The following is a 24,133-nucleotide window of genomic DNA, read 5'->3' as shown; positions in this document are numbered from 1 at the left end:
TCATGGCAACGCTCGAACTTCGCAATGTAAACAAGACCTATGGTGCCGGCCTGCCGGACACCCTGAAGAACATCGAGTTGTCGATCAAGGACGGTGAGTTCCTGATCCTCGTCGGCCCTTCGGGCTGCGGCAAGTCGACGCTGATGAACTGCATCGCCGGCCTTGAGACCATCACCGGCGGCGCGATCATGATCGGTGACCAGGATGTCAGCGGCATGAGCCCGAAGGATCGCGACATCGCCATGGTGTTCCAGTCCTACGCGCTGTACCCGACCATGAGCGTGCGGGAGAACATCGAGTTCGGTCTGAAAATTCGCAAGATGAGCCAGTCCGCCATCGACGAAGAAGTCAACCGCGTGGCCAAGCTGTTGCAGATCGAGCACCTGCTCAATCGCAAGCCGGGCCAACTCTCCGGTGGTCAGCAACAGCGCGTGGCCATGGGCCGGGCACTGGCGCGGCGGCCGAAGATCTATCTGTTCGACGAACCGCTGTCCAACCTCGACGCCAAGCTGCGGGTCGAGATGCGCACCGAAATGAAACTGATGCACCAGCGCCTCAAGACCACCACGGTCTACGTGACCCACGACCAGATCGAAGCCATGACCCTGGGCGACAAAGTGGCGGTGATGAAGGACGGGATCATCCAGCAGTTCGGTACGCCGAAGGACATCTACACCAACCCGGCCAACCTGTTCGTGGCGAGCTTCATCGGTTCGCCACCGATGAACTTCATTCCGCTGCGCCTGCAACGCAAGGACGGTCGCCTGCTGGCCTTGCTCGACAGCGGCCAGGCCCGTTGTGAGCTGCCAATGGGCATGCAGGACGCGGGCCTGGAAGACCGCGAAGTGATCCTCGGCCTGCGTCCGGAACAGATCGTGCTGGGGGGGAACGAACCCAACGGCTTGCCAACCATTCGCGCTGAAGTGCAGGTCACCGAGCCCACCGGCCCGGACACCCTGGTGTTCGTCAATCTCAATGACACCAAGGTCTGCTGCCGCCTGGCGCCGGACGTGGCACCGCAGCCGGGTGAAACCCTGACGCTGCAATTCGATCCGTCGAAAGTGCTGCTGTTCGACGCCAAGTCCGGTGAGCGCCTGGGTGTGGCAGGCCAGCCGCAAGCCGACGCCCGGAGCGCCAACGTGGCGCAGTTCAAGGGCCGGTGAAGAACAAAATGTGGGAGTGAGCTTGCTCCCACAAAAAAGGAGTATGCGGTGGATGGGGACATCCGCCGCAATCGCTGTAAACCACGTTAGATAAAAACAGTTAATAACAATAAAGACGAGGATGTAGGGATGAAGAAGAAAAACAACGCCCAGCTTATCTGCCAGTTGTCAGCCGTTGCGGCGATGATGCTGGCTGGTAGCGCACACGCGGCCGACGCATTCAGCGCCGACTCGAAGTGGATGACGGGTGACTGGGGCGGCGAACGGACCAAACTGATCGAGCAAGGTATCGATATCAAGGCTGACTTCGTCGGTGAGATGGGGGCCAACCTCCACGGCGGCTACAACGATGACAAGACAGCGCGTTGGTCCCAGCAGTTTGGCTTGGGCGTAGCCCTCGATCTGGAGAAGCTGGCGGGTTGGGGAGATACAGAGGCCAAGATCCAGTTCACCCGGCGTGATGGTCGCAACATTTCCAACGACCGTATCGGTGATCCACGTGCCGGTACCCTCAGTTCTTCCCAGGAAGTGTGGGGTCGTGGGCAAACCACCCGTCTGACCCAGTTGTGGATCAAGCAGAAGTATTTCGACAGTAAGTTGGATGTCAAAGCCGGTTATTTCGGTGAAGGCGAAGACTTCAACACCTTCCCGTGCGAGTTCCAGAACCTGGCGTTCTGCGGTTCGCAGGCGGGTAACTGGGCGACCGGCATCTGGTACAACTGGCCGATCATGCAGGCGGCGATTCGCGTTAAATACAACCTCACCCCTGAGCTCTATGCGCAAATCGGCGCGTACAACCAGAACCCTTCGCAGTTGGAAAACAAAAACCGCTACAAGCTCAGCGGCAGTGGCACCAAGGGCACCCTCATTCCGGTCGAGTTGGTCTGGTCGCCCAAGCTCAATAATCTGCCGGGCGAATACCGTGTGGGTTACTACAAAAGTACGGCCAAGGCCGATGACGTCCGTGAGGACGACGATGGCAACGACGCCGCGACCACCCGCAACGCCTATCGCAGCCACAGCAGCAAGGACGGCTACTGGTTTGTCGCGCAACAACAGCTCACCACCCACAACGGTGATGCTTCGCGCGGTCTGAATATCGCGGCCAACGCCACCTTCCACGACAAGGAAACCAACATCGTCGACAACTACCAGTCGCTGATGTTCGTGTACAAGGGGCCGTTCGATGCGCGTCCTAAAGATGATGTCGGGATCGGTTTCTCCCGCATCCATGTCAACGAAGATGTGAAGAAAAACGCCGAGCTGGTCAACGTCGCCAATGGTGTCTCCGACTACGATGATCCGCTGTTCACGCCGTTGCGCAGCACCGAATACAACTACGAGATCAACTACGGTTTCCACGTGACCAACTGGCTGACCGTACGTCCCAACCTGCAATACATCACTCACCCGGGCGGTGTGGATGAAGTCGACAACGCGCTGGTGGCCGGCCTGAAAATTCAGTCGGTGTTCTAACGCTGTTGCGATAAGCTCCTCTCTATGTGCGCATTTTTGCGGACGGCCAAGGCTGTCCGCTTTTTTTTGGGGTGTGGGAGCAAGGCTTGCTCGCGATGAAGATGACGCGGTCTTCCAGGGCACCGAGTCGCCTGCATCGCGAGCAAGCTTTGCTCCCACAGGCCTGTGGGGATAAATCCCCTCGCCACAAAAACTGTCGCATCAATTGAGCGTTCAATGATTTCCAGGATCGCGGCCCATGCATGAGCATCCGCTACAACGTTTTTTCAGATCCTTGCGCGAGCGCCCGGTGTTTGCGTGGGAGCGCTATCGGCAGCGTGATGTGCTGGTGATCGATCATCCACTGTGCCAGGCGGTGTTCAGTCGCCAGGGGGCTCAGTTGTTGCACTTTCAGCCGCGCGGCCAGAAACCCTGGTTGTGGTGCGCGGCCAAGTGGCCACAAGTCGGCGCGATACGCGGCGGGGTGCCGGTGTGCTGGCCGTGGTATGGCCGTCATCCGAGCGAAAATGCCTGGCCGTCCCATGGTTGGGCGCGGCTGATCGATTGGAAATTGCTCGACAGCCGCAGTGATGACGACGGTGTGCATTTGCACTGGCAACTGCAGCTGTGCGACTGGCAAGTGGACTTGCATGCAGATCTGGGTGAACGCATGGAACTGCGTTTGAGCACCGAGCACCAGGACAGTCTGCCATGCCAGTTGAGCCAGGCTTTACACGCTTATTGGCGTATCGGTGATGTTGGCGAGGTAGCGCTGTCTGGGCTCGAAGGCGCGCAGGGTTACGACCAGTTGAGCCGCGCTGTTTGCCAGCAGGAAGGCGAGTTGCGGGTCGAGGGCGGTTGCCAGCGGGTGTTCCAGCACGAGGGTGAATTGCAGCTCAAGGACCACGCCTGGCAGCGCGAGTTGTGCATCGACACCGGCGACAGTGCTGACACCGTGGTGTGGCATCCCGGCGCCCGGCCATTGCTGGGGGTGAGTTGGGATGAGGTGTCGGAGTTCGTCTGCGTCGAAGCGGCCAGCGGTGGCACTGACAGCCTGTGCCTGGCGCCGGGGGAGCGGGCGCATCTGAGTTTGCAGGCGTGGGTGGGGGCTTAGCTCAGGATCTCTGGTATGGCGGCTGGCCCCTTCGCGAGCAAGCCCGCTCCCACATGGGTTCGGGTTGTTCACAGAACTTGTGATCAACATAGACCTTGTGGGAGCGGGCTTGCTCGCGAAGACGGACTATCAGGCACTGAAGGTTCTGGATCGAGTCAGTTGAACTCATCCCCTACCGGATACCGACTGGCATTCAAGCTTTCCTTGATCTTGCGCAGATGCGGTTGGAAGTCCACGCCCCGGCGCAGGGTCATGCCGGTGGCGAGCACATCCAGCACCGTGAGCTGGATGATTCGCGAGGTCATCGGCATATAGATGTCGGTGTCTTCGGGCAGCGGAATGTTCAGGCTCAGGGTGCTGGCCTTGGCGAGCGGCGAGCCTTCGGCGGTCAAGCCCAGCACCGAAGCGCCGTTTTCCCGGGCGATGCGCGCCACTTCCACCAGCTCGCGGGTACGCCCGGTATAGGAAATGATCACGAACAGCTCGCCGGTATGGGCCACCGACGCGATCATGCGTTGCATCAGCACGTCGGCGTGGGCGGTCACCGCCAGGTTGAAGCGGAAAAACTTGTGCTGGGCATCCAGCGCCACCGGGGCCGAGGCGCCAAGGCCGAAGAAGTGGATCTGTCGGGCCTGGATCAGCAAATCGACGGCTCGACTGATCAAATTGGGATCAAGGGCCTGGCAGGCACTGTCCAATGACGCAATGGCGCTGCCAAAGATTTTCCGGGTGTAAGCTTCTGGATTGTCATCGGCCTCTACCGCACGGCTGACATAAGCGGCGCCGCTGGCCAGGCTCTGGGCCAGTTGCAGCTTGAGTTCCGGGTAGCCGCTGACGCCGAACGAACGGCAGAAGCGGTTGACGGTAGGCTCGCTGACCGACGCAGCCTGGGCGAGGGCGGCGATGCTGAAGCGGGTGGCCTGCTGTGGGTTGAGCAGGATCACCTCGGCCACCTTGCGTTCGGCCTTGTTCAGGTCTTCAAGGCGACTCTGGATCTGCTCCAGTAAATTTCGCACGCGGTCCATACAAGATTCCTAGAAAGACGGGTCTTTGATACGACCCTTTGCGGTGGCCTATCCTACTGATGGCTCTGACGGACCACCACTCGGAATCGGAATTTTCGAAAAATGTTGTGGTTATTACTACATTTTTCCTTGAGTGATACCTTGAAAAAAGGTATTTGTAGCTTAACTTGATAAAAGAACAAACATCATGCATTCCATTACGGTTGAACCGTGCACCTTTGCCTTGTTTGGCGCGTTGGGCGATCTGGCCCTACGCAAGCTGTTTCCTGCCCTTTATCAGCTCGATGGTGCCGGCCTGCTGCACGAGGACACGCGGATCATCGCGCTGGCCCGGGAGCCCGGCAGCGAGCAGCAGCACCTGGCGTTCATCACCACTGAGCTGCGCCGTTACGTCGGTGACAAAGAGCTGGACGAAGCCGTGGTCGAGCGCTTCCTGGCGCGACTGACTTACCTGCATGTGGATTTCCTCAAGGCCGACGATTACGCCGCCCTGGCCGAACTGGCCGGTTCGGCCCAGCAGGTCATTGCCTATTTCGCCACCCCTGCAGCGGTCTACGGCGCGATCTGCGAGAACCTGGCGAAGGTTGGCCTGAGCGAAAACACCCGTGTCGTGCTGGAGAAACCCATCGGCTCGGACCTGGAATCGTCGCGCAAGGTCAACGACGCTGTGGCGCAGTTCTTCCCGGAAAACCGCACTTATCGCATCGACCACTACCTGGGCAAAGAGACGGTACAGAACCTGATCGCACTGCGGTTCGCCAACAGCCTCTTCGAAACCCAGTGGAACCAGAATTACATCTCCCACGTGGAAATCACCGTGGCCGAGAAGGTTGGCATCGAAGGCCGTTGGGGCTATTTCGACAAGGCCGGCCAACTGCGGGACATGATCCAGAACCACTTGCTGCAGTTGCTGTGCCTGATCGCCATGGATCCGCCGGCCGACCTGTCCGCCGACAGCATCCGTGATGAGAAGGTCAAGGTGCTCAAGGCCCTCGCACCGATCAGCCCGGAAGGCCTGACCACCCAGGTGGTGCGCGGCCAGTACATCGCCGGCCACAGCGAAGGCAAGGCGGTGCCGGGCTATCTCGAAGAGCCCAACTCCAACACCCAGAGCGACACTGAAACTTTCGTCGCCCTGCGCGCCGACATCCGCAACTGGCGTTGGGCCGGGGTGCCATTTTACCTGCGCACCGGCAAGCGCATGCCGCAGAAACTGTCGCAGATCGTCATTCACTTCAAGGAGCCGTCCCACTACATCTTCGCTCCCGAGCAGCGCCTGCAGATCAGCAACAAACTGATCATCCGCCTGCAACCGGACGAAGGGATTTCCTTGCGGGTGATGACCAAGGAGCAAGGCCTGGACAAGGGCATGCAATTGCGCAGCGGTCCGTTGCAACTCAACTTTTCCGACACCTGGCGCAGCGCACGGATTCCCGATGCCTACGAGCGGTTGTTGTTGGAAGTCATGAACGGCAATCAGAACCTGTTTGTCCGTAAAGATGAAATTGAAGCCGCGTGGACGTGGTGTGACCAGTTGATCGCCGGGTGGAAGAAATCCGGCGATGCGCCCAAGCCGTACGCGGCCGGGTCCTGGGGGCCGATGAGCTCCATTGCACTGATCACGCGGGATGGGAGGTCATGGTATGGCGATATCTGAAGTGAAACTGCCCGAAGGCGTCAGCGCCCTGGCGTTCAAGAGCCCGGTGCTGCTGGCTGAAGGCCTGGCGTTGAAAGTGGCCGAGCAGCTGCGCAATGCGATCGATGCGCGCGGCGCGGCGGTCCTGGTGGTGTCCGGCGGTCGCAGCCCGGTGGCATTCTTCCAGAGTTTGGCCAAACAGGCGCTGGACTGGTCGAAGGTGGTGGTGAGCCTGGCCGACGAGCGTTGGGTGCCGGTCGAGCATGCCGACAGCAATGCCGGCCTGCTCAAGCGTTACCTGCTGCAAGGTGCGGCGGCCAAGGCCCAGTTCCTCAGCCTTTACAATGCCAGCGCCAACCTGGAAGCGGCGGCCGAGCAGGCTGATCGTCTGCTGGGCGAGCTGCCGCCGATCGACGTGCTGATCCTGGGCATGGGCGATGACGGGCACACCGCCTCGCTGTTCCCCGACAGCCCGAACCTGGCCCAAGCCCTGGATGCCAAGGGCGCTCGTCGTTGCTGGCCAATGCTGGCGCCGACCGTACCGCACCAGCGCTTGACCATGAGCCGCGCCTTGCTGGCCTCGGCGCAACACAAAGTGCTGTCGATTTCCGGTCAGTCGAAATTGACCACCCTGAACGCCGCAGTGGCCGGTGACGACGTCGCCGAGATGCCGATCCGCGCGTTCCTGCAACCTACGTTAGAGATTTACTGGTGCCCATGAACCAAGGATCAGCCGCTATGACAAACCCATCCCCGACCGTTTCCATGGCGGACAAAGTTACCCTGATCGACAGCCTCTGTGCCAAGGCGCGGATCCTGCCGGTGATCACCATTGCCCGCGAACAGGACATCCTGCCGCTGGCCGATGCCCTGGCCGCCGGTGGCCTGACGGCGCTGGAAGTAACCTTGCGTTCCCAGTACGGCCTCAAGGCCATCCAGGTGCTGCGCGAGCAGCGTCCGGAACTGGTGACTGGCGCGGGCACCGTGCTCGACCGCCACATGCTGGCCGCCGCCGAGGCCGCCGGTTCGCAGTTCATCGTCACCCCGGGCATCACCCGTGATCTGCTCGAGGCCAGCGTCCATAGCTCGATCCCATTGTTGCCTGGTATCAGCAACGCCTCGGGCATCATGGAAGGCTACGGCCTGGGTTATCGCCGCTTCAAACTGTTCCCGGCGGAAGTCAGCGGCGGCGTCGCAGCCATCAAGGCCTTGGGTGGCCCGTTCGGCGAAGTGAAATTCTGCCCGACCGGCGGCGTGAGCCCGGCCAACATCAAGAGCTACATGGCGTTGAAAAACGTGATGTGCGTGGGCGGCAGCTGGATGCTTGATCCGGAGTGGGTCAAGAACGGTGATTGGGCCCGCATCCAGGAATGCACCGCCGAGGCGCTGGCGCTGCTGGACTGATTGATTTACCGAACCTCGTTGGGTGTTCTACGGCTTTACGGTGCGCTTGGTCGGCGCGCCGTTTTTTTTGCCCCGGGTTTTTAGCCCTTGTGGCGAGGGAGCTTACCTCCGCTGGGCCTTGTAGGAGCTGTCGAGCGAAGCGAGGCTGCGATCTTTCCCCGGATATTTGAATCCTCAGTGAAAGATCAAAAGATCGCAGGCTCCGCCAGCGCCTACAGAGTCCAGCGCACCTCGTTATGTATGGCTCAGCTCAATCAGCGCTCGGATCAACCGCTTAATATCACTCGCCAACGTAATCAACCCTGGTGTAATTCGAATGCAGGGCCCAACACTCGTGTGGCGCACCACAGTGAAAATATCATAGTCATCGAGCAATCGATCGGCCATCGCCTGCTGGTCCGTATGGGCGGTGAAGCGCATCGAGGTGATGCCGCAATACAGGCTCGGATCGTCCGGGGTCATGACTTCGATACCCGGCACATCACGCACGGCGCTGACCCACATATCCCGCAGATAATTGAGCCGCGCACCCTTGGCCGAAGCGCCGCCCAGGGCTTGGTGTTCCTCGAACACCAGCGGCAGGGTCAGCAAGGCCGGGATGTTGGGTGTGCTGTGGGGCGTGCGCGAGCGGATATCGGTGGCGGGATAATGCCCTTCGTCCATGTCCGGGTCGATGTCGGCCAGCCGCTGCGGATCTATGTACAGGAACCCCAGGGCCAGAGGCCCGCCGATCCATTTCTGCAGGTTGAAGCCGGCGAAGTGGATGCCGAGTTTCTTCAGGTCGAAGTCGATCTGGCCCAGGGCGTGGGCGCCGTCGAGAATGATATCGACGTCAAACTCACCAGCGGTCTCGGCAATGGCCTGGACCGGCATCACCAGCCCGGTGAGGTGGTTGACGTAGGTCAGCGCCATCAGCTTCACGCGAGGGTGGCGAATGAACGCGTTGCGGTAGGTGCCCACCAGGCTTTCAAGGCTGGCGGGGTGCGAGTGGACCAGTTCGATCACCTCTGCACCACGCTGTCGGGCCAGCCAGCGCATCGCGCTTTTGACCGACGCGTATTCCAGGTCACAGATCAGCACCTGATCGCCCGGCTTGAGCTTGTTGTAGTTGCGAATCAACGATTGCAGGGCGTCCACCGCGCTGGTGGCCATCGCCACGGTTTCGGGAGGTACCTGGATCAACTGCGCCACCTGGCGGCGAATTGCGTCGCCGTGCTCCAGGTCGAAATGCTGGCGTACGTACACCGAATTGCTGCGATTGATGAAAGCGATATTGCGCTGGTATTCCTCGACCACGGTTCGCGACATGCGCCCGAAGTAGCCGTTTTCCAGATTGAGCGGACCCTCGCTATCGATCTCATAGCGACCGATGTAGGTCTGCCAGAAAGCTTCATCGTGGGCGCGCAGGGTATTTTCGGGCATGGGTGGAAGGCTCGATCAGTTAGTGGCGAGGCTTGGGTTTGCCGTGTTTGGCGCGCAATGGGTCGAGCAGATCCGACAGACCGTTGTGGTCGATTTCCTGCATCAACGCCAGCAAACCACCCAGTTCTCCGTGGGGAAAGCCTTCGCGGGCGAACCAGTTCAGGTACTGGCCGGGCAGGTCGGCGAGGATTCGACCTTTGTATTTACCAAAGGGCATCTGGCGCGTGACCAGCAGTTCGAGCTTTTCCGGGTTCATGGCAATCGTCTTGATTCAAACAGCTTGGAAAATACAGGCATTCTGCATGCAGGCCAAATGACAGATCATGCAAATAACGCGGATACAGTTTTTTGCTGTTTATATAACTATTTGATTATTAACGATTTTATTTTTGGTTTGGGGCTGGCACGGCCGATGCAATATTCCTTGTAGATGTTTTATTCACCCAGCAAAGGAATTGAAAAATGACCGACATCAATAAAGAATCCATCTCCGTCCTGAACGACCTGATCGAGACCAGCAAAGATGGCCAGGAAGGTTTCAAGACTTGCGCAGAAGACGTCAAGCACCCTGAGCTCAAGACTCTGTTCGTCCAGCGCGCCGCCGATTGCGCCGCTGCCGCGGCTGAACTGCAAGCGGCCGTTCGCGCGTTGGGCGGTGATCCGGAAACCTCTACCAGCGTAGCCGGTGACATGCACCGCCGTTGGGTGGACGTGAAAGCCATGTTCACCGGCAAGGGCGAAGAAGCGGTGCTCAACGAAGCCGAGCGCGGTGAAGACCATGCCAAAAAGGCTTACGAGCAAGCCCTCGAGAAGATCAACAAGCACAACCTGGTGGGCATTCGTGACCTGGTTGAACGCCAGTACCATGGCGTGCAACGCAACCATGACCAGGTCAAGGCACTGCGTAACCAGGCGCGCAAGGCCGGCTAAATAACGCGTCCTGATCCAAAAAAACGCCAGCTTGCCTGGCGTTTTTTTGTGGCGATGATTTGCCCGGGGCGAGGAAGCGTGCTCCCTCGCCACAAAGGCTCAAGCTCATTTACCGCTAAACAGCTCTGGACTCAGTTAGGTAGCTAGCTAATAATTGCATCCGTCCATCCCCTTTCATTGCATCTATCGTTACTGCGTCTCCCATAAGAGTTTCTCGCGTGCCCATTACCTTCCAGGCCTTGTTCGCCCCCGACCGCCTTGCTGTGCAGTTCGCCATCAAAACCGTCCTCGGTGGCGGGCTGGCGCTGTGGTTGGCGTTGCGCTGGGGGCTGGAGCAGCCGTCATGGGCGCTGATGACGGCGTTCATCGTGGCCCAGCCGCTGTCCGGGATGGTGGTGCAGAAGGGGTTGGCCCGGCTGGTCGGTACGTTGGTGGGCACGGTCATGTCGGTGCTGTTCATGGGCCTGTTCGCCCAGGCGCCCTGGTTGTTCCTGCTGACATTGGCGCTGTGGCTGGGCCTGTGCACGGCCTGTTCCACGCTGTTGCGCAGCGCCTGGTCCTACTCCTTCGTGCTGGCTGGGTACACGGTGGCGATCATCGCGTTGCCGGCCATTTCACATCCGCTGGGGGTGTTCGATCAGGCCGTGGCGCGCTGCACTGAGATCAGCCTGGGGATTGTCTGTGCCACGGCCGCCAGCGCCTTGCTCTGGCCATTGCGGGTCGAACGGCAATTGTCCGGTCAGGCCCGTGCCGCCTGGCAGAGCGGTATGCAGGCCGCCCGTGCCACCCTGGCCGGTGATGCCCAGGCCCGTAAAGGGTTGCTGGAAATCCTTGGCAAGATCGTCGCGGTGGATGCCCAGCGCGAACATGCCTGGTTCGAAGGCAGCCTTGGCCGGCAGCGGGCCCGGGCCATCAGCGGCTTGAGCCAGAAATTGCTGATGCTGCTGCGCCTTTCCCGCTCGGTGCGTCGGCAGTGGATACAGCTCGACCCCGAAGAGGCCGAGGCGCTCCAGCCGTGGATGAGCGAGGTGCAACAAGCCCTCGACGCCGACAGTGCGACCTTGCAAGCCCTGCGCCCGCGGGTATGGGATGCGTCTCACGACCCCCGCATCAGCTCGGCGCAAAGTTATTGCCTGGCCCGTTTCGCCTTGTTGCTCGATACCGCCCTGGCCGCCTGCACCGCGCTGACCGCCGTGGAAGAGGGCAGAGAGGCGGCGGACCCTCCCCGAACACTGGCGCCTCATCGTGATCTGGCCCTGGCCATGGTCTTCGGTGCCCGGAGCGCCTTGGCATTCCTGGCGGTTGCCTGTTTCTGGCTGGCGACCGCCTGGCCCGCCGCCTCGGGTGCGCTGGTGCTCACCTGCGTGGTGTGCAGCCTGTTCGCCAGTCGTGAAAACGGCGCGCAGATTGGCATGAGCTTCCTGCGGGGCATCTTCTTGGCGGTGCCAACGGCGTTTGTGATCGGTCAGATCGTGCTGCCGCAGTGGAGCAGTTTCGCGATGCTCTGCATGGCCATGGGCGTGCCGTTGTTTTTCGGGGCACTGGGCATGGCCAAGCCGCAGATCTTTGCCACGGCCACGTCGTTCTGCCTGCATTTTGTGGTGCTGATATCGCCGCTCAATGCGATGAAGTATGACGTTGCGGCGTTCTTCAACAACGCCCAGGCGATGATGATCGGCGTAGGCGCTGCGGTGCTGGCGTTCAATCTGCTGATCTTGCGCAACCCGGCCTGGCACAGCCGGCGCTTGCTGGCGGCGACTCTCGACGACCTGGTGCGCCTGACCCACCGCAGCCTGCGTGGCGCCGAGAGTTGGTTCGGCGGGCGCATGGCCGACCGGCTGTTGCAACTGGCGCGGCATTACCCCGAACTGCCGGTGCGGGTGCGCAGTCGTTGGGATGATGGTCTGCTTGGCCTGGACATGGGGGATGAACTGCTGCACTTGCGCCTGAGCCTGGCCGTCGCCCAAGTGCCCGATAACCTGGCCCAGCGCGGTTATTTCGATGCGTTGGAGCAGGTGCTCGAGCGTGGTCCGGCCGGTGACCAGGCCGAGGCCCTGGCGCCAGCGAGTGCCGAGTTCCTCAAGGTGTTGTCGACACAGCCGCCCGGTGATGCGTTGAAGCTGGCCCAGGGCGCGGTGGTGCAATTGCAGAACAGCTGGCGCGCCTGGTGCCGCCAGCACGAACCGGAACGACAGGAGCACAGCCATGGGCTTGCGTGAGTGGTCGATTGGCGGGGTGTTGCTCAGCCCGTTCCTGATTTATGTGGTGCTGGCCTTGTTGGTGACCGGTGCGCTGCGCCTGTTGCTCAGCCTGGTGCCGGCCGGGCGCTGGATCTGGCATGAAAGCTTGTTCGACTGTGCCCTGTATGTCTGTGTCCTGACTGTTATTACCGTGGTCCTCGGGCCGCTATAGGAGTTGAACATGCGTACCTCCGTACGTGTCGCTATCACGCTGGGCGTGGTAGCTGTGGCGATTTTCGCCGGGTTTCATTTGTGGCAGTACTACATGCTCACGCCCTGGACCCGCGATGCGCGGATCCGCGCCGACGTGGTGGTGATCGCCCCCGACGTGTCGGGTTGGGTGCGTGAACTCAAGGCGGTGGATAACCAACAGGTCAAGGCCGGTGATGTATTGCTGAGCATCGACCGTGAGCGTTTCGAGGCCGCAGTGGAGAAAGCCCGGGCCGTGGTCCAGACCCGTCAGCAGCAATTGAGCTTGCGCGAACACGAAGCCAGTCGCCGCGCCGCCCTGGGACCCCAGGCCATCAGTGCCGAGCTGCGGGAAAACGCCCAGATCAACGCCGGCATCGCCCGGGGCGAACTGCGCGAAGCCCAGGCCGAGGCCAAGGTCGCCGAACTCAACCTGGCCCGCAGCCAGGTCCTTGCCCCGCGCAGCGGCCACATCACCAACCTGCGCCTGGCCGAAGGCAACTACGTGAACGCCGGGCAGCCGGTCATGGCGCTGATCGACGATTCGACGTTTTATGTGCAGGCCTACTTCGAAGAAACCAAGCTACCGAGGATTCGTGTGGGCGACCCGGTCAAGGTCTGGCTGATGAGTGCCGGCCATGCGCTGGAGGGCCATGTCGAGAGCATCAGCCGTGGTATCACCGACCGCAACACCAACCCAGATGCGCAATTGCTGGCCGAGGTCGAGCCGACCTTTAACTGGGTGCGCCTGGCCCAGCGGATTCCGGTGCGAATCAAGCTCGACAAGGTGCCGGAGGGGGTGAACCTGAGTGCGGGGATGACGGCGAGTGTGCAGGTGCGCGAAGGCCAGCAATAGTCCGTCGCGCACCAGTCATTGTGGTGAAGGCCTGCTCTGTGGGAGCAAGCCTTGCTCCCGCACAGTGGCTCGCCACAGGTCACTCATTTTAGACGGTGGTAATCAACCGACAGTAATCGCCGGCAATGTCGGCAAGGTCACGGTCTGTTGCTTGCGCGGTGCGAGAATTTCGGCTTCGCCATCCACCACCAACTCATCGCGCTGGTTGAACACGCGCGTGGCGATGCGCACGCGAAACTTCGGCAGTTTCTCCAGGATTTCCAGGCGCACGGTCAGGGTGTCGCCAATTTTCACCGGTTTTTGGAAACTCATCTGCTGGCCGATATAAATGGTGCCCGGCCCAGGCAACTCGCAGGCCACCGCCGCGCTGATCAGTGCACCGCTGAACATGCCATGGGCGATCCGCTCCTTGAACATGCTCGCCGCCGCGAATTCGGCGTCCAGGTGCACCGGGTTGTGGTCGCCCGACATCGCGGCGAACAGCTGGATGTCGCGCTCTTCGACGGTCTTGCTGTAGCTGGCGGTCTGGCCGACTTCGAGGGCTTCGTAGGGGGTGTTGGTAACCTGGGTCATCTGTCTCAAATCCTGTGAGGGTAAAGGAAAACGCTGGAAATCTACTCGCTGCGTGGCGGTCGCTTGTGGTTCAGGGCCTGGGCAATCCAGGCGAGCACGTCGGCCGTCACTTCGTCGCGGTTGGTCTCATTGAACAGTTCGTGCCGGGCCTGCGGGTAAATCTTCAATTGCAGGTACCGGCTGCCGGCCTCGCGCAGGGCGTCGGCCAGATCCTTCAGACGCTTGCCTTCGCTCACCGGATCACATTCGCCGCCAATCACCAGCAGCGGCAGGCCCGGATCGATCTGGGCGAGATTGGACGCTTTGCTGATTTGCTGCAAGCCGCCGAGCAGATCGACCCACAGCTGATTGGTGCAGCGAAAGCCGCACAGTGGGTCGTGGATGTATTTATCGACCTCGGCCGGGTCGCGGCTGAGCCAGTCGAAGGGGGTACGGGTTGGCTTGAATTTCTTGTTGAAACTGCCGAATGACAGCCACTCGATCAACGCGCTGCGCCCCGTGGCACCCTGGCGCCGTCGTTCGAAGCGGGCGATCAGGCGAGCGCTGCGATAGAGCGCCACGGGCTGGAAATTGGAACCACTGAGAATCGCCCCGTGCAGGCTGGCACTGTGGTGCAGCAGGTAACCCTGGGCGATGTAGCTGCCCATGCTGTGGCCCAGCAGGACAACAGGTGTATCGGGGTGTTGCTGGCCGATGTGATGGTTGAGGCTGGCCAGGTCACCCACCACCTTGGCCCAGCCGTCCTCGTCTGCAAAGTGACCGAGAATCGCCTCTTCGCCGGTTTTGCCATGGCCGCGCAAGTCTGGGGCGTAGACACCGTAGCCTTTGTCGCACAGGGCTTGGGCCAAACGCGCGTAGCGGCCGCTGTGTTCGGCCATGCCATGGGCCAGCATGATCACCGCTTCAGGCGCGTTTTCGGGCAGCCACTGGTTGACGAACAGGCGGCTGTGGTCGGTCGCGGTCAGCATGAACGTTTGGTGGATCATGGCGATTCCTTTACCGGGGAGCATCACTGAGGCGTGCACAATGTTGCTGCATTGTATAGCGCATCTGTTGCGTCTCGCCTGATCAGGCTACGCCGGGGCAGGAAGATTCACACAATCTATGACGCAGGTCGCCATATTTGCCTGATTGGCCATAGCTGCTAGTGTCCCAAGAGTTCCGCCTCTGCACGCGACAGAGAGGCGGCCCGGATACGCTCAGGTAAAGAGGACAAAAACAATGCAGCCTGATTTCTGGAATGACAAACGCCCGGCCGGCGTGCCCTCGGAAATAGACTTGGGGGTTTATAAGTCGGTGATCGAGGTGTTCGAGCGTTCCTGCAAGAAATTTGCCGATCGTCCGGCGTTCAGCAACATGGGGGTGACTCTCACGTATGCCCAGATCGAGCGCTACAGCGCGGCCTTCGCCGGTTACCTGCAAGCCCACACCGACCTGGTCCCTGGCGATCGCATCGCGGTGCAGATGCCCAATGTCCTGCAATATCCGATTGCCGTATTCGGTGCCTTGCGTGCCGGGCTGATCGTGGTCAACACCAACCCGTTGTACACCCCGCGGGAAATGCGCCACCAGTTCAAGGATTCCGGCGCCCGGGCGCTGGTGTACATGAACCTGTTCGGACAGAAAGTCCAGGAAGTGCTGCCCGACACCGACCTGCAATACCTGATCGAAGCCAAAATGGGCGACCTGATGCCCACCGCCAAGGGTTGGCTGGTGAACACGGTGATCAGTAAGGTCAAGAAGATGGTCCCGGACTATTCACTGCCCCAGGCTGTCTCCTTCAAGAGCGCCTTGCGTCTGGGGCGGGGCCATGGCATCAAGCCGCTGCAGGTCAGCCTCGATGACATTGCGGTGCTGCAATACACCGGCGGCACCACCGGGTTGGCGAAGGGCGCGATGCTCACCCATGGCAACCTGGTGGCCAACATGCAACAGACCCGGGCATGCCTGGGCCAGCTCGGCGACGGCGGCCAGCCCTTGCTGCGCGAAGGTCAGGAGGTAATGATTGCGCCGCTGCCGCTGTACCACATCTATGCCTTCACGGCGAACTGCATGTGCATGATGGTCACCGGCAACCACAACGTGCTGATTACCAACCCGCGGGACATCGCTGGTTTCATCAAGGAGCTGAAGAACTGGCGTTTCTCGTTGCTGCTGGGGCTCAACACGCTGTTCGTGGCGTTGATGGACCATCCGGATTTCAAGACCCTGGATTTCTCGCACCTCAAGGTCACCAACTCCGGCGGTACCGCGCTGATCAAGGCCACGGCCGAGCGCTGGGAGCAAATCACCGGTTGTGGCATCACCGAAGGTTATGGCCTGACCGAAACCTCTCCGGTGGCCTGCGCCAACCCTTACGGCGGCAAGTCCCGGCTGGGCACAGTGGGGCTACCAGTGCCGGGCACACTCATGAAAGTGATCAGCGATGACGGCGTCGAGCAACCCTTCGGTGAGCGTGGCGAGCTGTGCATCAAGGGCCCGCAGATCATGAAAGGTTACTGGAACAAGCCTGAAGCCACGGCCGAAGTCCTGGACAGCGAGGGCTGGTTCAAGTCCGGGGATATCGCGGTGATCGACCCGGACGGTTTTGTGCGCATCGTCGACCGCAAGAAAGACATGATCATCGTCTCGGGTTTCAACGTGTACCCCAACGAGATCGAAGACGTGGTGATGGCCCACCCGAAAGTCGCCAACTGCGCAGTGATCGGCGTGCCGGACGACCGTTCGGGAGAGGCGGTGAAACTGTTCGTGGTGGCGCGCGAGGCGGGCATTAGCCTTGAGGAGCTCAAAGCCTACTGCAAGGAGAATTTCACCGGCTACAAGATACCCAAGCACATCGTGTTGCGAGAATCGCTGCCGATGACCCCGGTGGGCAAGATCCTGCGGCGGGAGTTGCGCGATATCGCCTGACGGCCCACCGAAAACCTGATGTGGGAGCGGGCTTGCTCGCGAAGGCGGCCGATCAGACAAAATTTTTGTGACTGATAGGCCGCCTTCGCGAGCAAGCCCGCTCCCACAGTTTTTTGCGTATTCAGAGGGATTCAGTAAGGAATAGTCTTTTTGCTCTAAAAGTGACCATTAAATATTCTTGAGTCATGTTTGTGACTGTGGGGGCTGTTTTTGGCTCTAGGCGGCCCTTGGCAAAGCTGCTACTCTCGGCGCGCTTTTGTGACTTCTCGGCCTTGATTCAAGCCAGATTCACCAATAAACACACACCAATAATAATCGCATCAAATGCGGTGAGAATTCGCGTTGCTGAGGAGTGGGCTTCCATGATTGAAGACTTTTGGAAGGATAAGTACCCAGCTGGGATTGCTGCCGACATCAATCCAGATGAGTATCCGAATATTCAGGCGGTGTTGAAGCAGTCCTGCCAACGCTTTGCCGACAAGCCGGCATTCAGCAACCTCGGCAAGACAATCACCTACGGTGAACTGTACGAATTGTCCGGTGCCTTTGCCGCGTATCTGCAACAGCATACCGATTTGCAGCCGGGCGATCGAATCGCCGTGCAATTGCCCAACGTTCTCCAGTACCCGGTGGCCGTGTTCGGGGCGATCCGCGCCGGTCTCATCGTGGTCAACACCAACCCGCTGTACACCGCGCGGGAAATGGAACACCAGTTCAACGACTCCGGCGCCAAGGCACTGGTGTGCCTGGCGAACATGGCGCACCTGGCCGAGGCCGTGGTGCCCAAGACGAGCGTCAAGCACGTCATCGTCACCGAAGTCGCCGACCTGCTGCCGCCACTCAAGCGTCTGTTGATCAACAGCGTGATCAAGTACGTCAAGAAGATGGTCCCGGCCTATCACTTGCCCAAGGCCATCAAGTTCAACGATGTGCTGAGCAAGGGCCATGGCCAGCCCGTGAGCGAAGCCAACCCCACCAGCGACGATGTCGCCGTGTTGCAATACACCGGCGGCACCACCGGCGTGGCCAAGGGCGCGATGCTCACCCACCGCAACCTGGTGGCGAACATGCTGCAGTGCAAGGCGCTGATGGGCTCCAACCTCAATGAAGGTTGCGAAGTGCTGATCACGCCGCTGCCGCTGTATCACATCTATGCCTTCACCTTTCATTGCATGGCGATGATGCTGATCGGCAACCACAACATCCTGATCAGCAACCCGCGTGATCTCTCGGCGATGGTCAAGGAACTGTCGAAGTGGAAGTTCAGCGGTTTTGTCGGCCTCAATACGTTGTTCGTGGCCCTGTGCAACAACGAAGCCTTCCGCAAGCTGGATTTCTCGGCACTGAAAGTCACCCTGTCCGGCGGCATGGCCCTGCAACTGGCAGCGGCTGAGCGCTGGAAAGCGGTGACCGGCTGCCCGATCTGCGAAGGTTATGGCATGACCGAGACCAGCCCGGTGGCCACCGTCAACCCGATCCAGCACATCCAGATCGGCACCATCGGCATTCCAGTGCCATCGACGCTGTGCAAGGTGATCAATGACGCGGGCGTCGAACAGCCGTTGGGCGAAATCGGTGAGCTGTGTGTGAAAGGGCCGCAGGTCATGAAGGGCTATTGGCAGCGCCAGGACGCCACCGACGAGATCCTCGACAGCGAAGGCTGGCTCAAGACCGGCGACATCGCGGTGATCCAGCCGGACGGCTACATGCGCATCGTCGATCGCAAGAAAGACATGATCCTGATCTCCGGTTTCAACGTGTACCCCAACGAGCTGGAAGACGTGTTGGCAACCCTGCCAGGGGTGCTGCAATGCGCGGCCATCGGCATACCGGACGAAAAATCCGGCGAGGCGATCAAGATTTTCATCGTTGCCCGGCCGGGTGTCACCTTGACCAAGGAGCAGGTGATGGAGCACATGCGTGCCAACGTCACCGGCTACAAAGTGCCCAAGGCCGTAGAGTTCCGCGACGCATTGCCGACCACCAACGTGGGCAAGATCCTGCGACGCGAGTTGCGTGACGAAGAACTCAGGAAGCTGGGTGTGAAGAAGTAAACCACGTTGCAAACAAAAGCCCCGCGAATGCGGGGCTTTTTATTAGGCGGCATATTTCTGTGGCGAGGTAGCTGTTGTGGCGAGGGAGAAAATTCAGGCCTACAACCGGAACTGCGCAAAATCCAGATTGGTGCCACCGGGCCGCATGTCCTGCAGGTACGAGTCTTTATCAGCACTCAGCTCCAGGCTCAGGGCTGCCTTGCGCTTGCCCTGGTTGCGCACTTCCAGGCCTTCCATTTTCTCGCGCAGGAACACCGTGGGCACTTTCAGGTGCAACAGCTCATCGGTGGCCGGCGTGTGCAGCAACAGATGAATCCATTCGTACTGACCGATGGCCAGGCGTGCTACCGGGATATCGAACCAGAAGATGTTGCGGTTGCGGTTCAATTCGCTGAAGTGGCAGTTATTGACGCCCAGTACGGCGCCGCCCAGTTCCTGGTTTCTGCGGGCGATAGCCTGCTTTTTATCGAGTTTCATAACGTTCCTACGGGATTGGAGCTTCAGGCCTCAGCCTGAATACGTGGGGCATTCTCGGGGGTGGATCGGCAAACATAAAGCGCAACCTGCATCTGACGATGAAATGCGCTGCTGAAAAAATGAAACTCCCCGCAAACGGCCTCGGTCAACCCTTATGTAATGACTTTTCGTACAGTTGTTCACAGGAGAGACATCATGGGTAGCACGAGCGATAAAGTGAAGGGCGTTGCCAACGAAGCCGTCGGTAACATCAAGCAAGGCGTCGGCAAGGCCACCGACAATGACCGCATGCGCGCCGAGGGCGTGGTCCAGGAGAAAAAAGGTGAGGCCCAGCAAACCTTGGGCAAGGCCAAGGATGCAGTCAAGAAAGGCGTTAACGAGGCATAACCGGCCTGTTGAAAAAGCGATTGGAACGGCCATCCGCGGGTGGCCGTTTTCATGTCGGCTCGAACTTGCACCGGGGAAATTGTTCCAAAGTCGCCAAACAGGTTACTTTTGTCTTGGATAGCAACCCGTGAGTCGCCAGACGACCTTCCTTTTTTGCGGCGAAAGGAGACGCACATGATGTTCCCGGCCATGAAAGGCTTGCCCTTGCATCGTGTGATGATGCGCACCGTGACCGAGTTTCTCGATGACGAGATGTCGACCTACGCCTCGGCGTTGGCTTACCAGATGCTGTTTTCGCTGTTCCCCTTCATCCTCTTCCTGATCGCGCTGATTGGCTTCCTGCACCTGCCGGACTTCTTCTCCTGGCTGCGCCTGCAATCGGAACTGGTGCTGCCGCCCCAGGCCCTGGAACAGGTCAACCCGGTGATCGACCAGCTCCAGCAATCCAAGGGAGGGTTATTGTCGGTGGGTATCGTCATTGCGTTGTGGACGGCTTCGGCCGGTGTGCGGTTGATGATGAGCGCGATGAACGCCGCCTACGATGTGGTCGAAGGCCGTCCGGCCTGGAAGCGCTTTCCGCTGTCGGTGTTCTACACCGTCGGCATTGCCGGCATGCTGCTGGCCGCCGCGGCGCTGATGGTGCTCGGGCCGCAGGTGATGGGCTGGATCGCAGCCCAGGTCGGGTTGGAGGAATTCATCGTCACGCTCTGGACGATCGTGCGTTGGCCGGTGATCGTGTTTTTGCTGATGGTGGCCGTGGCGTTGATCTATTACGTGATGCCCGACGTCAAGCAGGAGTTTCGCTTCATCACGCCGGGCTCGGTACTGGCGGTGGTGGTGTGGATCATCGCGTCCCTGGGCTTCGCGTTTTACGTCAAGACCTTCGCCAACTACAACGCCATGTATGGCAGTATCGGCGCGATCATTGTGCTGTTGCTGTACTTCTATATTTCTGCGGCGGTGCTGTTGCTCGGCGCGGAAATGAATGCGGTGATCGAGCACATGTCCGCCGAGGGCAAGAACCCCGGTGAAAAGAGCCCGGGCGAGCACGAGAAGCAACATGTGTCGGGCCTGGGGCGCGACCATTCCATCCCTCACACCCACACTGACGAAGCCCGACCATGATTCGTGAAATCCTGAAAATGGGCGACGAACGCCTGCTGCGCATCGCCGCGCCGGTGCCGCCGGAAATGTTCGACAGCCCGGAGTTGTGGCAACTGATCGACGACATGTTCCAGACCATGGAAAGCGTTGGCGGCGTTGGCCTGGCGGCGCCGCAGATCGGGGTTGACCTGCAATTGGTGATCTTCGGCTTCGAGCACAGCGAACGCTACCCCGACGCCGAGGCCGTGCCCCAGACGATCCTGATCAACCCGTTGATTACACCGCTAGGCCCACTGATGGAGGAGGGCTTCGAAGGCTGTCTGTCGGTGCCGGGATTGCGAGGGGCGGTGGATCGCTACCAGCATATTCGCTACGAAGGGTTTGACCCGAAGGGCGAGCCGGTGGTGCGGGCGGCCTCAGGCTTCCATGCGCGGGTGGTGCAACATGAATGCGATCACCTGATCGGACGCTTGTACCCTTCGCGGATCACGGATTTCAGCAAGTTCGGGTTTACCGAGGTGATGTTTCCGGATCTGGATCCGGCTGCAGACGATTGATAGCCGGACACAAACCCTGTGGGAGCGGGCTTGCTCGCGAAAGCGGTGGGGCAGCTTGCATTGATGTTGAATGTGCCACCGTCTTCGCGAGCAAGCTCGCTCCCACACTGGATCTGTATGGCATTTCAGGACAGGGTATTTAGCTCCAACCCCATCGCAATCATCGGCTTGCTGCGCGCATATCGGCTCAAACGCTCAGCCATCGCATACGGTAGTTCGGGATCGAAGCTGAACCCGCGCCGTTCATAAAAATCGCGCAAATCCGGATGGCAGAACAGCCACACCGGCTCATTCACGTCTTTCACCGCTTCAGCGATCAACCGCGCCGCAATCCCTTGTGCACGGTACGCCGGGTCGACCAGCAACCCCGTCAACCAATGCCCGCCCGCCACCGGGCGCAGACACAGCGCCGCGACGATTTCATCCCGCCGTGCCACCCACAGTTGAGCTTCCCGAACCGCTTTCATCGAGGATTGGTGGGTGCGGTAAAACTTGTTCATCAGCGGCCACAGCGGCTCTTCGAGCTGTGTGTAATGGATTTCGGACATGGCAGGGTCGTGGGCGATAAGGGGAGGGCGATTATAAAAGAACGCGAGGGCGGCGATAGGTGTATACCTGACTCCACATCCCGTATGAGTGGAGTACGTATCATGGCCAAAGGCATGGATTCAAAAAAAGCGGCAAAGAAAAAACCGGCGAAGACCGCCGATGAAAAACGCGCCGACAAAAAGACCAAGAAGGTGAACCTGTTCGGTCATTGAGCCGGCACCGCCTCGGTTGGCCTCAGGTTTGAGTTGGGGCTGTAACCCCAGCTCAAACCCGCTGCAATGCATGGGGGCTCAAAGTGAGGCGAGGAACATGTCCGTGGCCGGGTCTTTGTCGCTCGTGCGGTTTTCCTGGGTCTTCTCCACCTGGGCCATCGCCGACTTGTCCTGCATGCGCTGGGCAATTTCCTGGCTGACGGCCATCTGTTTCTCGGGCGGCATCGCCTCGAACTCTTCTTCAGAAATGCCCATCTCTTCAAGAATGCTGTCGCGCAGGCGCTCTTCAGGCGTCTTGCTCATGTAGTCCTTGAACTCCGCCAGTGCAGTGCTGCCAATCTTCTTGGCCTCTTCGGACGCTGAGGAAGCCACGGCCTGCAATTGCACACGGGTCTTGGCGAAAGCCTCATCGACATTGTCGCTGATGGCCGTGGCCGCATTGACCTGTTGCGTGGCTCGCCGGGTGAAGGCGTCCTGGACGTGGGCGCTGCCTTGGCTGGCCTGGGCCTGGACGTTATCGCGCAACGCCTGCAACGCAGCACTTTGCAGGCCGCTGGCGGCTTCGGCGGTAGGGTCCTCGCCGGGGCGTTTGAGCGGCAAGATCATCGCTTGCTGTTTGGCACTGACCAACATGATGAATACCTGTAGGTAATGGCTGAGCGATGGGCAGGAGCAATTCCCATGCCGCCGGCACGAACCTCGGATTCCAAGGGCTGCGGGCACGAGGGCAAAGATTCGGGCGGCCAACCCTTGCCGTCGGACGGCATGGATCGACCGCCGGTGCGGGGCGGCTCAGGTGCTTTCGCGAACCTTGAGCTCAAAGCCCAGGTCCACCACCGGCTGCGCAATGCGGTTACCCGCCATCAACGTCAGCATCTGTTCGGCGGCGCGGCGACCAATGGCTTCCCGAGGGGTGCTGATGCTGCTCAGGCGCGGCACCATGTGGGCCGAGGCGGGCAGGTCGTTGAAGCCCAGGATCGAGACGCGCTCGGGGATCTTGATGCCACAGCGCAACGCTTCGAGCAGGGCGCCGTGGGCCAGGTCATCGTTGCCGAAGAAGATCGCATCGACGTCCGGGTGACTGGCCAGCAGTTGCAGGAACAACTCGCCACCCAGGCCCACCGATGATGGACGCGGTGTCAGCACTTCCAGGTCTGGATCGTACAGCCCGGCGTCTTGCAGGGCGCGACGAAAGCCTTCGCCGCGCAGCAGGGTGCGCTGATCCAGTTGCGCGCCGATGTAGGCCAGGCGCTTGCGCCCCTTGGAAATCAAGTGCTCGGCCGCCGTTTCGCCGGCCTTGAGCTGGGAAAAACCGACGCAATTGAGGCCGGCGCCGGGATCCAGCTCCATCATGTATACGCAGGGAATGTTGCTGGCCTCGATCATGCGTCGGGCGCTTTCGGTGCGGTCGAAACCGGTCAGCAACAAACCACGCGGCTGATAGGCCATGTAGTTGCGCAGCAGGTCTTCTTCTTCGTCGCGGGAGTAGTGGTAGTTACCGATCACCACTTCGAAGCCCTTGGGGCGCAGCACCCGATGAATGGCTTCCAGGGTGTCGATGAACAACAGGTTGGACAACGACGGCACCAGCACCACCACCGAATGGCTCTGGGCCGAAGCCAGGGCGCGGGCGGCGGGGTTGACGACGTAGTTAAGCTCTACGGCGGCCTGGCGGACTTTTTCCACCAGTTCGGTGGCGACGGTGCTGACGCCGCGCAGGGCACGGGAGGCGGTGATGGGACTGACACCGGCCAGGCGTGCGACTTCGTTGAGCGTAGGGCGACCGGTGGTGCGGGTATTCTTATCGTTTTTAGGGGCGGTCATCAGGGCGGCTTGCCAAACAAAAATCAAGGCACTAAGGTAGCGCTGTCTCGAC

The 24,133-nt window shown here is 60.3% G+C and carries 24 protein-coding genes; 15 read left to right on the top strand and 9 right to left on the bottom strand.

What is annotated here, in order from left to right; translation table 11 throughout:
• Positions 1-2: 2 nt before the first annotated feature.
• The 3 genes from ACWNZ1_RS26805 to ACWNZ1_RS26795 all read left to right on the top strand — a co-directional run bounded on the left by ACWNZ1_RS26805 (position 3) and on the right by ACWNZ1_RS26795 (position 3,732).
• Positions 3-1,163, top strand: a complete 1,161-nt coding sequence (locus tag ACWNZ1_RS26805) for an ABC transporter ATP-binding protein (RefSeq protein WP_135844060.1) — start codon at positions 3-5, stop codon at positions 1,161-1,163.
• A 129-nt stretch (positions 1,164-1,292) separates the two neighbouring features.
• Positions 1,293-2,639: a carbohydrate porin gene (locus ACWNZ1_RS26800; protein ID WP_135844061.1), complete on the top strand. Its 1,347-nt coding sequence runs from the start codon at positions 1,293-1,295 to the stop codon at positions 2,637-2,639.
• Positions 2,640-2,877: 238 nt separating this feature from the next.
• Entirely contained in the window at positions 2,878-3,732 is an 855-nt protein-coding gene (locus ACWNZ1_RS26795) for a D-hexose-6-phosphate mutarotase (protein WP_135844062.1), read from the top strand.
• Between the two features lie 155 nt (positions 3,733-3,887).
• Here ACWNZ1_RS26795 and ACWNZ1_RS26790 read toward each other — a convergent pair whose 3' ends face one another.
• Positions 3,888-4,748: a MurR/RpiR family transcriptional regulator gene (locus tag ACWNZ1_RS26790; RefSeq protein ID WP_171061416.1), complete on the bottom strand. Its 861-nt coding sequence runs from the start codon at positions 4,746-4,748 to the stop codon at positions 3,888-3,890.
• A 196-nt stretch (positions 4,749-4,944) separates the two neighbouring features.
• Between ACWNZ1_RS26790 and zwf the strand changes: the two genes are divergently transcribed.
• From zwf to ACWNZ1_RS26775, 3 genes are read left to right on the top strand one after another with little or no spacing between them, the layout of a single operon-like run.
• Positions 4,945-6,414 (top strand): glucose-6-phosphate dehydrogenase, encoded by a 1,470-nt coding sequence (gene zwf, locus ACWNZ1_RS26785; RefSeq protein WP_265072782.1) that lies wholly within the window; start codon positions 4,945-4,947, stop codon positions 6,412-6,414.
• On the top strand, positions 6,401-7,114 hold the full coding sequence (pgl, locus tag ACWNZ1_RS26780) for a 6-phosphogluconolactonase (RefSeq protein ID WP_135844064.1): 714 nt from the start codon (positions 6,401-6,403) through the stop codon (positions 7,112-7,114). The genes zwf and pgl overlap by 14 nt, the downstream gene beginning before the upstream one ends.
• 17 nt (positions 7,115-7,131) lie before the next feature.
• Positions 7,132-7,797, top strand: a complete 666-nt coding sequence (locus tag ACWNZ1_RS26775; RefSeq protein WP_135844065.1) for a bifunctional 4-hydroxy-2-oxoglutarate aldolase/2-dehydro-3-deoxy-phosphogluconate aldolase — start codon at positions 7,132-7,134, stop codon at positions 7,795-7,797.
• A gap of 234 nt (positions 7,798-8,031) precedes the next feature.
• Here ACWNZ1_RS26775 and ACWNZ1_RS26770 read toward each other — a convergent pair whose 3' ends face one another.
• Complete coding sequence (locus ACWNZ1_RS26770; RefSeq protein ID WP_280944744.1) at positions 8,032-9,219, bottom strand: aminotransferase class V-fold PLP-dependent enzyme; 1,188 nt, start codon at positions 9,217-9,219, stop codon at positions 8,032-8,034.
• Positions 9,220-9,238: 19 nt separating this feature from the next.
• Positions 9,239-9,475: a DUF3820 family protein gene (locus ACWNZ1_RS26765; RefSeq protein ID WP_025212254.1), complete on the bottom strand. Its 237-nt coding sequence runs from the start codon at positions 9,473-9,475 to the stop codon at positions 9,239-9,241.
• Positions 9,476-9,681: 206 nt separating this feature from the next.
• On the opposite strand from ACWNZ1_RS26765, the gene ACWNZ1_RS26760 reads away from it, so the two are divergent.
• The 4 genes from ACWNZ1_RS26760 (at position 9,682) to ACWNZ1_RS26745 (ending at position 13,434) form a co-directional block, all read left to right on the top strand.
• A complete protein-coding gene (locus ACWNZ1_RS26760; RefSeq protein ID WP_135844067.1) occupies positions 9,682-10,149 on the top strand; it encodes a PA2169 family four-helix-bundle protein in 468 nt (155 codons plus the stop codon).
• A 218-nt stretch (positions 10,150-10,367) separates the two neighbouring features.
• Positions 10,368-12,368: an FUSC family protein gene (locus ACWNZ1_RS26755; protein WP_456027978.1), complete on the top strand. Its 2,001-nt coding sequence runs from the start codon at positions 10,368-10,370 to the stop codon at positions 12,366-12,368.
• Complete coding sequence (locus ACWNZ1_RS26750; protein ID WP_135844069.1) at positions 12,355-12,561, top strand: DUF1656 domain-containing protein; 207 nt, start codon at positions 12,355-12,357, stop codon at positions 12,559-12,561. The genes ACWNZ1_RS26755 and ACWNZ1_RS26750 overlap by 14 nt, the downstream gene beginning before the upstream one ends.
• A 9-nt stretch (positions 12,562-12,570) precedes the next feature.
• The gene (locus ACWNZ1_RS26745) at positions 12,571-13,434 is read left to right on the top strand and encodes an efflux RND transporter periplasmic adaptor subunit (RefSeq protein WP_135844070.1); all 864 of its coding nucleotides are present in this window, start codon (positions 12,571-12,573) and stop codon (positions 13,432-13,434) included.
• Positions 13,435-13,536: 102 nt separating this feature from the next.
• On the opposite strand, the gene ACWNZ1_RS26740 is transcribed toward ACWNZ1_RS26745, so the two are convergent.
• Both ACWNZ1_RS26740 and ACWNZ1_RS26735 read right to left on the bottom strand, forming a co-directional pair.
• Entirely contained in the window at positions 13,537-14,007 is a 471-nt protein-coding gene (locus tag ACWNZ1_RS26740) for a MaoC family dehydratase (RefSeq protein ID WP_003198569.1), read from the bottom strand.
• 41 nt (positions 14,008-14,048) lie between these two features.
• Positions 14,049-14,993: an alpha/beta hydrolase gene (locus tag ACWNZ1_RS26735; RefSeq protein ID WP_135844071.1), complete on the bottom strand. Its 945-nt coding sequence runs from the start codon at positions 14,991-14,993 to the stop codon at positions 14,049-14,051.
• 235 nt (positions 14,994-15,228) lie between these two features.
• Here ACWNZ1_RS26735 and fadD2 point away from each other — a divergent pair, with 235 nt between their 5' ends.
• Complete coding sequence (gene fadD2, locus ACWNZ1_RS26730; protein ID WP_135844072.1) at positions 15,229-16,917, top strand: long-chain-fatty-acid--CoA ligase FadD2; 1,689 nt, start codon at positions 15,229-15,231, stop codon at positions 16,915-16,917.
• 362 nt (positions 16,918-17,279) lie between these two features.
• A complete protein-coding gene (gene fadD1 / locus ACWNZ1_RS26725) occupies positions 17,280-18,971 on the top strand; it encodes a long-chain-fatty-acid--CoA ligase FadD1 (protein ID WP_135844073.1) in 1,692 nt (563 codons plus the stop codon).
• 99 nt (positions 18,972-19,070) lie between these two features.
• Here the strand turns inward: fadD1 and ACWNZ1_RS26720 are convergent, their stop codons facing one another.
• Positions 19,071-19,448, bottom strand: a complete 378-nt coding sequence (locus ACWNZ1_RS26720) for a hypothetical protein (RefSeq protein WP_030139341.1) — start codon at positions 19,446-19,448, stop codon at positions 19,071-19,073.
• Between the two features lie 195 nt (positions 19,449-19,643).
• Here ACWNZ1_RS26720 and ACWNZ1_RS26715 point away from each other — a divergent pair, with 195 nt between their 5' ends.
• The 3 genes from ACWNZ1_RS26715 (at position 19,644) to def (ending at position 21,496) form a co-directional block, all read left to right on the top strand.
• The gene (locus tag ACWNZ1_RS26715) at positions 19,644-19,835 is read left to right on the top strand and encodes a CsbD family protein (RefSeq protein ID WP_135844074.1); all 192 of its coding nucleotides are present in this window, start codon (positions 19,644-19,646) and stop codon (positions 19,833-19,835) included.
• 174 nt (positions 19,836-20,009) lie between these two features.
• Positions 20,010-20,960: a YihY/virulence factor BrkB family protein gene (locus ACWNZ1_RS26710; RefSeq protein WP_135844075.1), complete on the top strand. Its 951-nt coding sequence runs from the start codon at positions 20,010-20,012 to the stop codon at positions 20,958-20,960.
• Positions 20,957-21,496 (top strand): peptide deformylase, encoded by a 540-nt coding sequence (def, locus tag ACWNZ1_RS26705; RefSeq protein ID WP_135844076.1) that lies wholly within the window; start codon positions 20,957-20,959, stop codon positions 21,494-21,496. Before ACWNZ1_RS26710 ends, def begins: the two co-directional genes overlap by 4 nt.
• Before the next feature lie 125 nt (positions 21,497-21,621).
• Here the strand turns inward: def and ACWNZ1_RS26700 are convergent, their stop codons facing one another.
• From ACWNZ1_RS26700 to gntR, 3 genes are all read right to left on the bottom strand, one after another.
• Entirely contained in the window at positions 21,622-22,044 is a 423-nt protein-coding gene (locus ACWNZ1_RS26700) for a GNAT family N-acetyltransferase (RefSeq protein WP_256452297.1), read from the bottom strand.
• A 291-nt stretch (positions 22,045-22,335) separates the two neighbouring features.
• Entirely contained in the window at positions 22,336-22,890 is a 555-nt protein-coding gene (locus ACWNZ1_RS26695) for a hypothetical protein (RefSeq protein ID WP_256452298.1), read from the bottom strand.
• Between the two features lie 159 nt (positions 22,891-23,049).
• A complete protein-coding gene (gene gntR, locus ACWNZ1_RS26690) occupies positions 23,050-24,081 on the bottom strand; it encodes an HTH-type transcriptional regulator GntR (RefSeq protein ID WP_135844079.1) in 1,032 nt (343 codons plus the stop codon).
• Between the last annotated feature and the right edge of the window lie 52 nt (positions 24,082-24,133).

It is taken from the genome of Pseudomonas sp. CFBP 5748 (genome assembly GCF_053850495.1).
The sequence above is the reverse complement of the archived record's forward strand: the minus strand, read 5'-3'. Positions and strand labels throughout refer to the sequence as shown.

Bases quoted from the DNA above. Each gene is read 5' to 3' on its own strand.
- ACWNZ1_RS26805 (WP_135844060.1), top strand. From the start codon at position 3: ATGGCAACGCTCGAACTTCGCAATGTAAACAAGACCTATGGTGCCGGC.
- ACWNZ1_RS26800 (WP_135844061.1), top strand. From the start codon at position 1,293: ATGAAGAAGAAAAACAACGCCCAGCTTATCTGCCAGTTGTCAGCCGTT.
- ACWNZ1_RS26795 (WP_135844062.1), top strand. From the start codon at position 2,878: ATGCATGAGCATCCGCTACAACGTTTTTTCAGATCCTTGCGCGAGCGC.
- zwf (WP_265072782.1), top strand. From the start codon at position 4,945: ATGCATTCCATTACGGTTGAACCGTGCACCTTTGCCTTGTTTGGCGCG.
- pgl (WP_135844064.1), top strand. From the start codon at position 6,401: ATGGCGATATCTGAAGTGAAACTGCCCGAAGGCGTCAGCGCCCTGGCG.
- ACWNZ1_RS26775 (WP_135844065.1), top strand. From the start codon at position 7,132: ATGACAAACCCATCCCCGACCGTTTCCATGGCGGACAAAGTTACCCTG.
- ACWNZ1_RS26770 (WP_280944744.1), bottom strand. From the start codon at position 9,219: ATGCCCGAAAATACCCTGCGCGCCCACGATGAAGCTTTCTGGCAGACC.
- ACWNZ1_RS26765 (WP_025212254.1), bottom strand. From the start codon at position 9,475: ATGAACCCGGAAAAGCTCGAACTGCTGGTCACGCGCCAGATGCCCTTT.
- ACWNZ1_RS26760 (WP_135844067.1), top strand. From the start codon at position 9,682: ATGACCGACATCAATAAAGAATCCATCTCCGTCCTGAACGACCTGATC.
- ACWNZ1_RS26750 (WP_135844069.1), top strand. From the start codon at position 12,355: ATGGGCTTGCGTGAGTGGTCGATTGGCGGGGTGTTGCTCAGCCCGTTC.
- ACWNZ1_RS26745 (WP_135844070.1), top strand. From the start codon at position 12,571: ATGCGTACCTCCGTACGTGTCGCTATCACGCTGGGCGTGGTAGCTGTG.
- ACWNZ1_RS26740 (WP_003198569.1), bottom strand. From the start codon at position 14,007: ATGACCCAGGTTACCAACACCCCCTACGAAGCCCTCGAAGTCGGCCAG.
- ACWNZ1_RS26735 (WP_135844071.1), bottom strand. From the start codon at position 14,993: ATGATCCACCAAACGTTCATGCTGACCGCGACCGACCACAGCCGCCTG.
- fadD2 (WP_135844072.1), top strand. From the start codon at position 15,229: ATGCAGCCTGATTTCTGGAATGACAAACGCCCGGCCGGCGTGCCCTCG.
- fadD1 (WP_135844073.1), top strand. From the start codon at position 17,280: ATGATTGAAGACTTTTGGAAGGATAAGTACCCAGCTGGGATTGCTGCC.
- ACWNZ1_RS26720 (WP_030139341.1), bottom strand. From the start codon at position 19,448: ATGAAACTCGATAAAAAGCAGGCTATCGCCCGCAGAAACCAGGAACTG.
- ACWNZ1_RS26715 (WP_135844074.1), top strand. From the start codon at position 19,644: ATGGGTAGCACGAGCGATAAAGTGAAGGGCGTTGCCAACGAAGCCGTC.
- ACWNZ1_RS26710 (WP_135844075.1), top strand. From the start codon at position 20,010: ATGATGTTCCCGGCCATGAAAGGCTTGCCCTTGCATCGTGTGATGATG.
- def (WP_135844076.1), top strand. From the start codon at position 20,957: ATGATTCGTGAAATCCTGAAAATGGGCGACGAACGCCTGCTGCGCATC.
- ACWNZ1_RS26700 (WP_256452297.1), bottom strand. From the start codon at position 22,044: ATGTCCGAAATCCATTACACACAGCTCGAAGAGCCGCTGTGGCCGCTG.
- ACWNZ1_RS26695 (WP_256452298.1), bottom strand. From the start codon at position 22,890: ATGTTGGTCAGTGCCAAACAGCAAGCGATGATCTTGCCGCTCAAACGC.
- gntR (WP_135844079.1), bottom strand. From the start codon at position 24,081: ATGACCGCCCCTAAAAACGATAAGAATACCCGCACCACCGGTCGCCCT.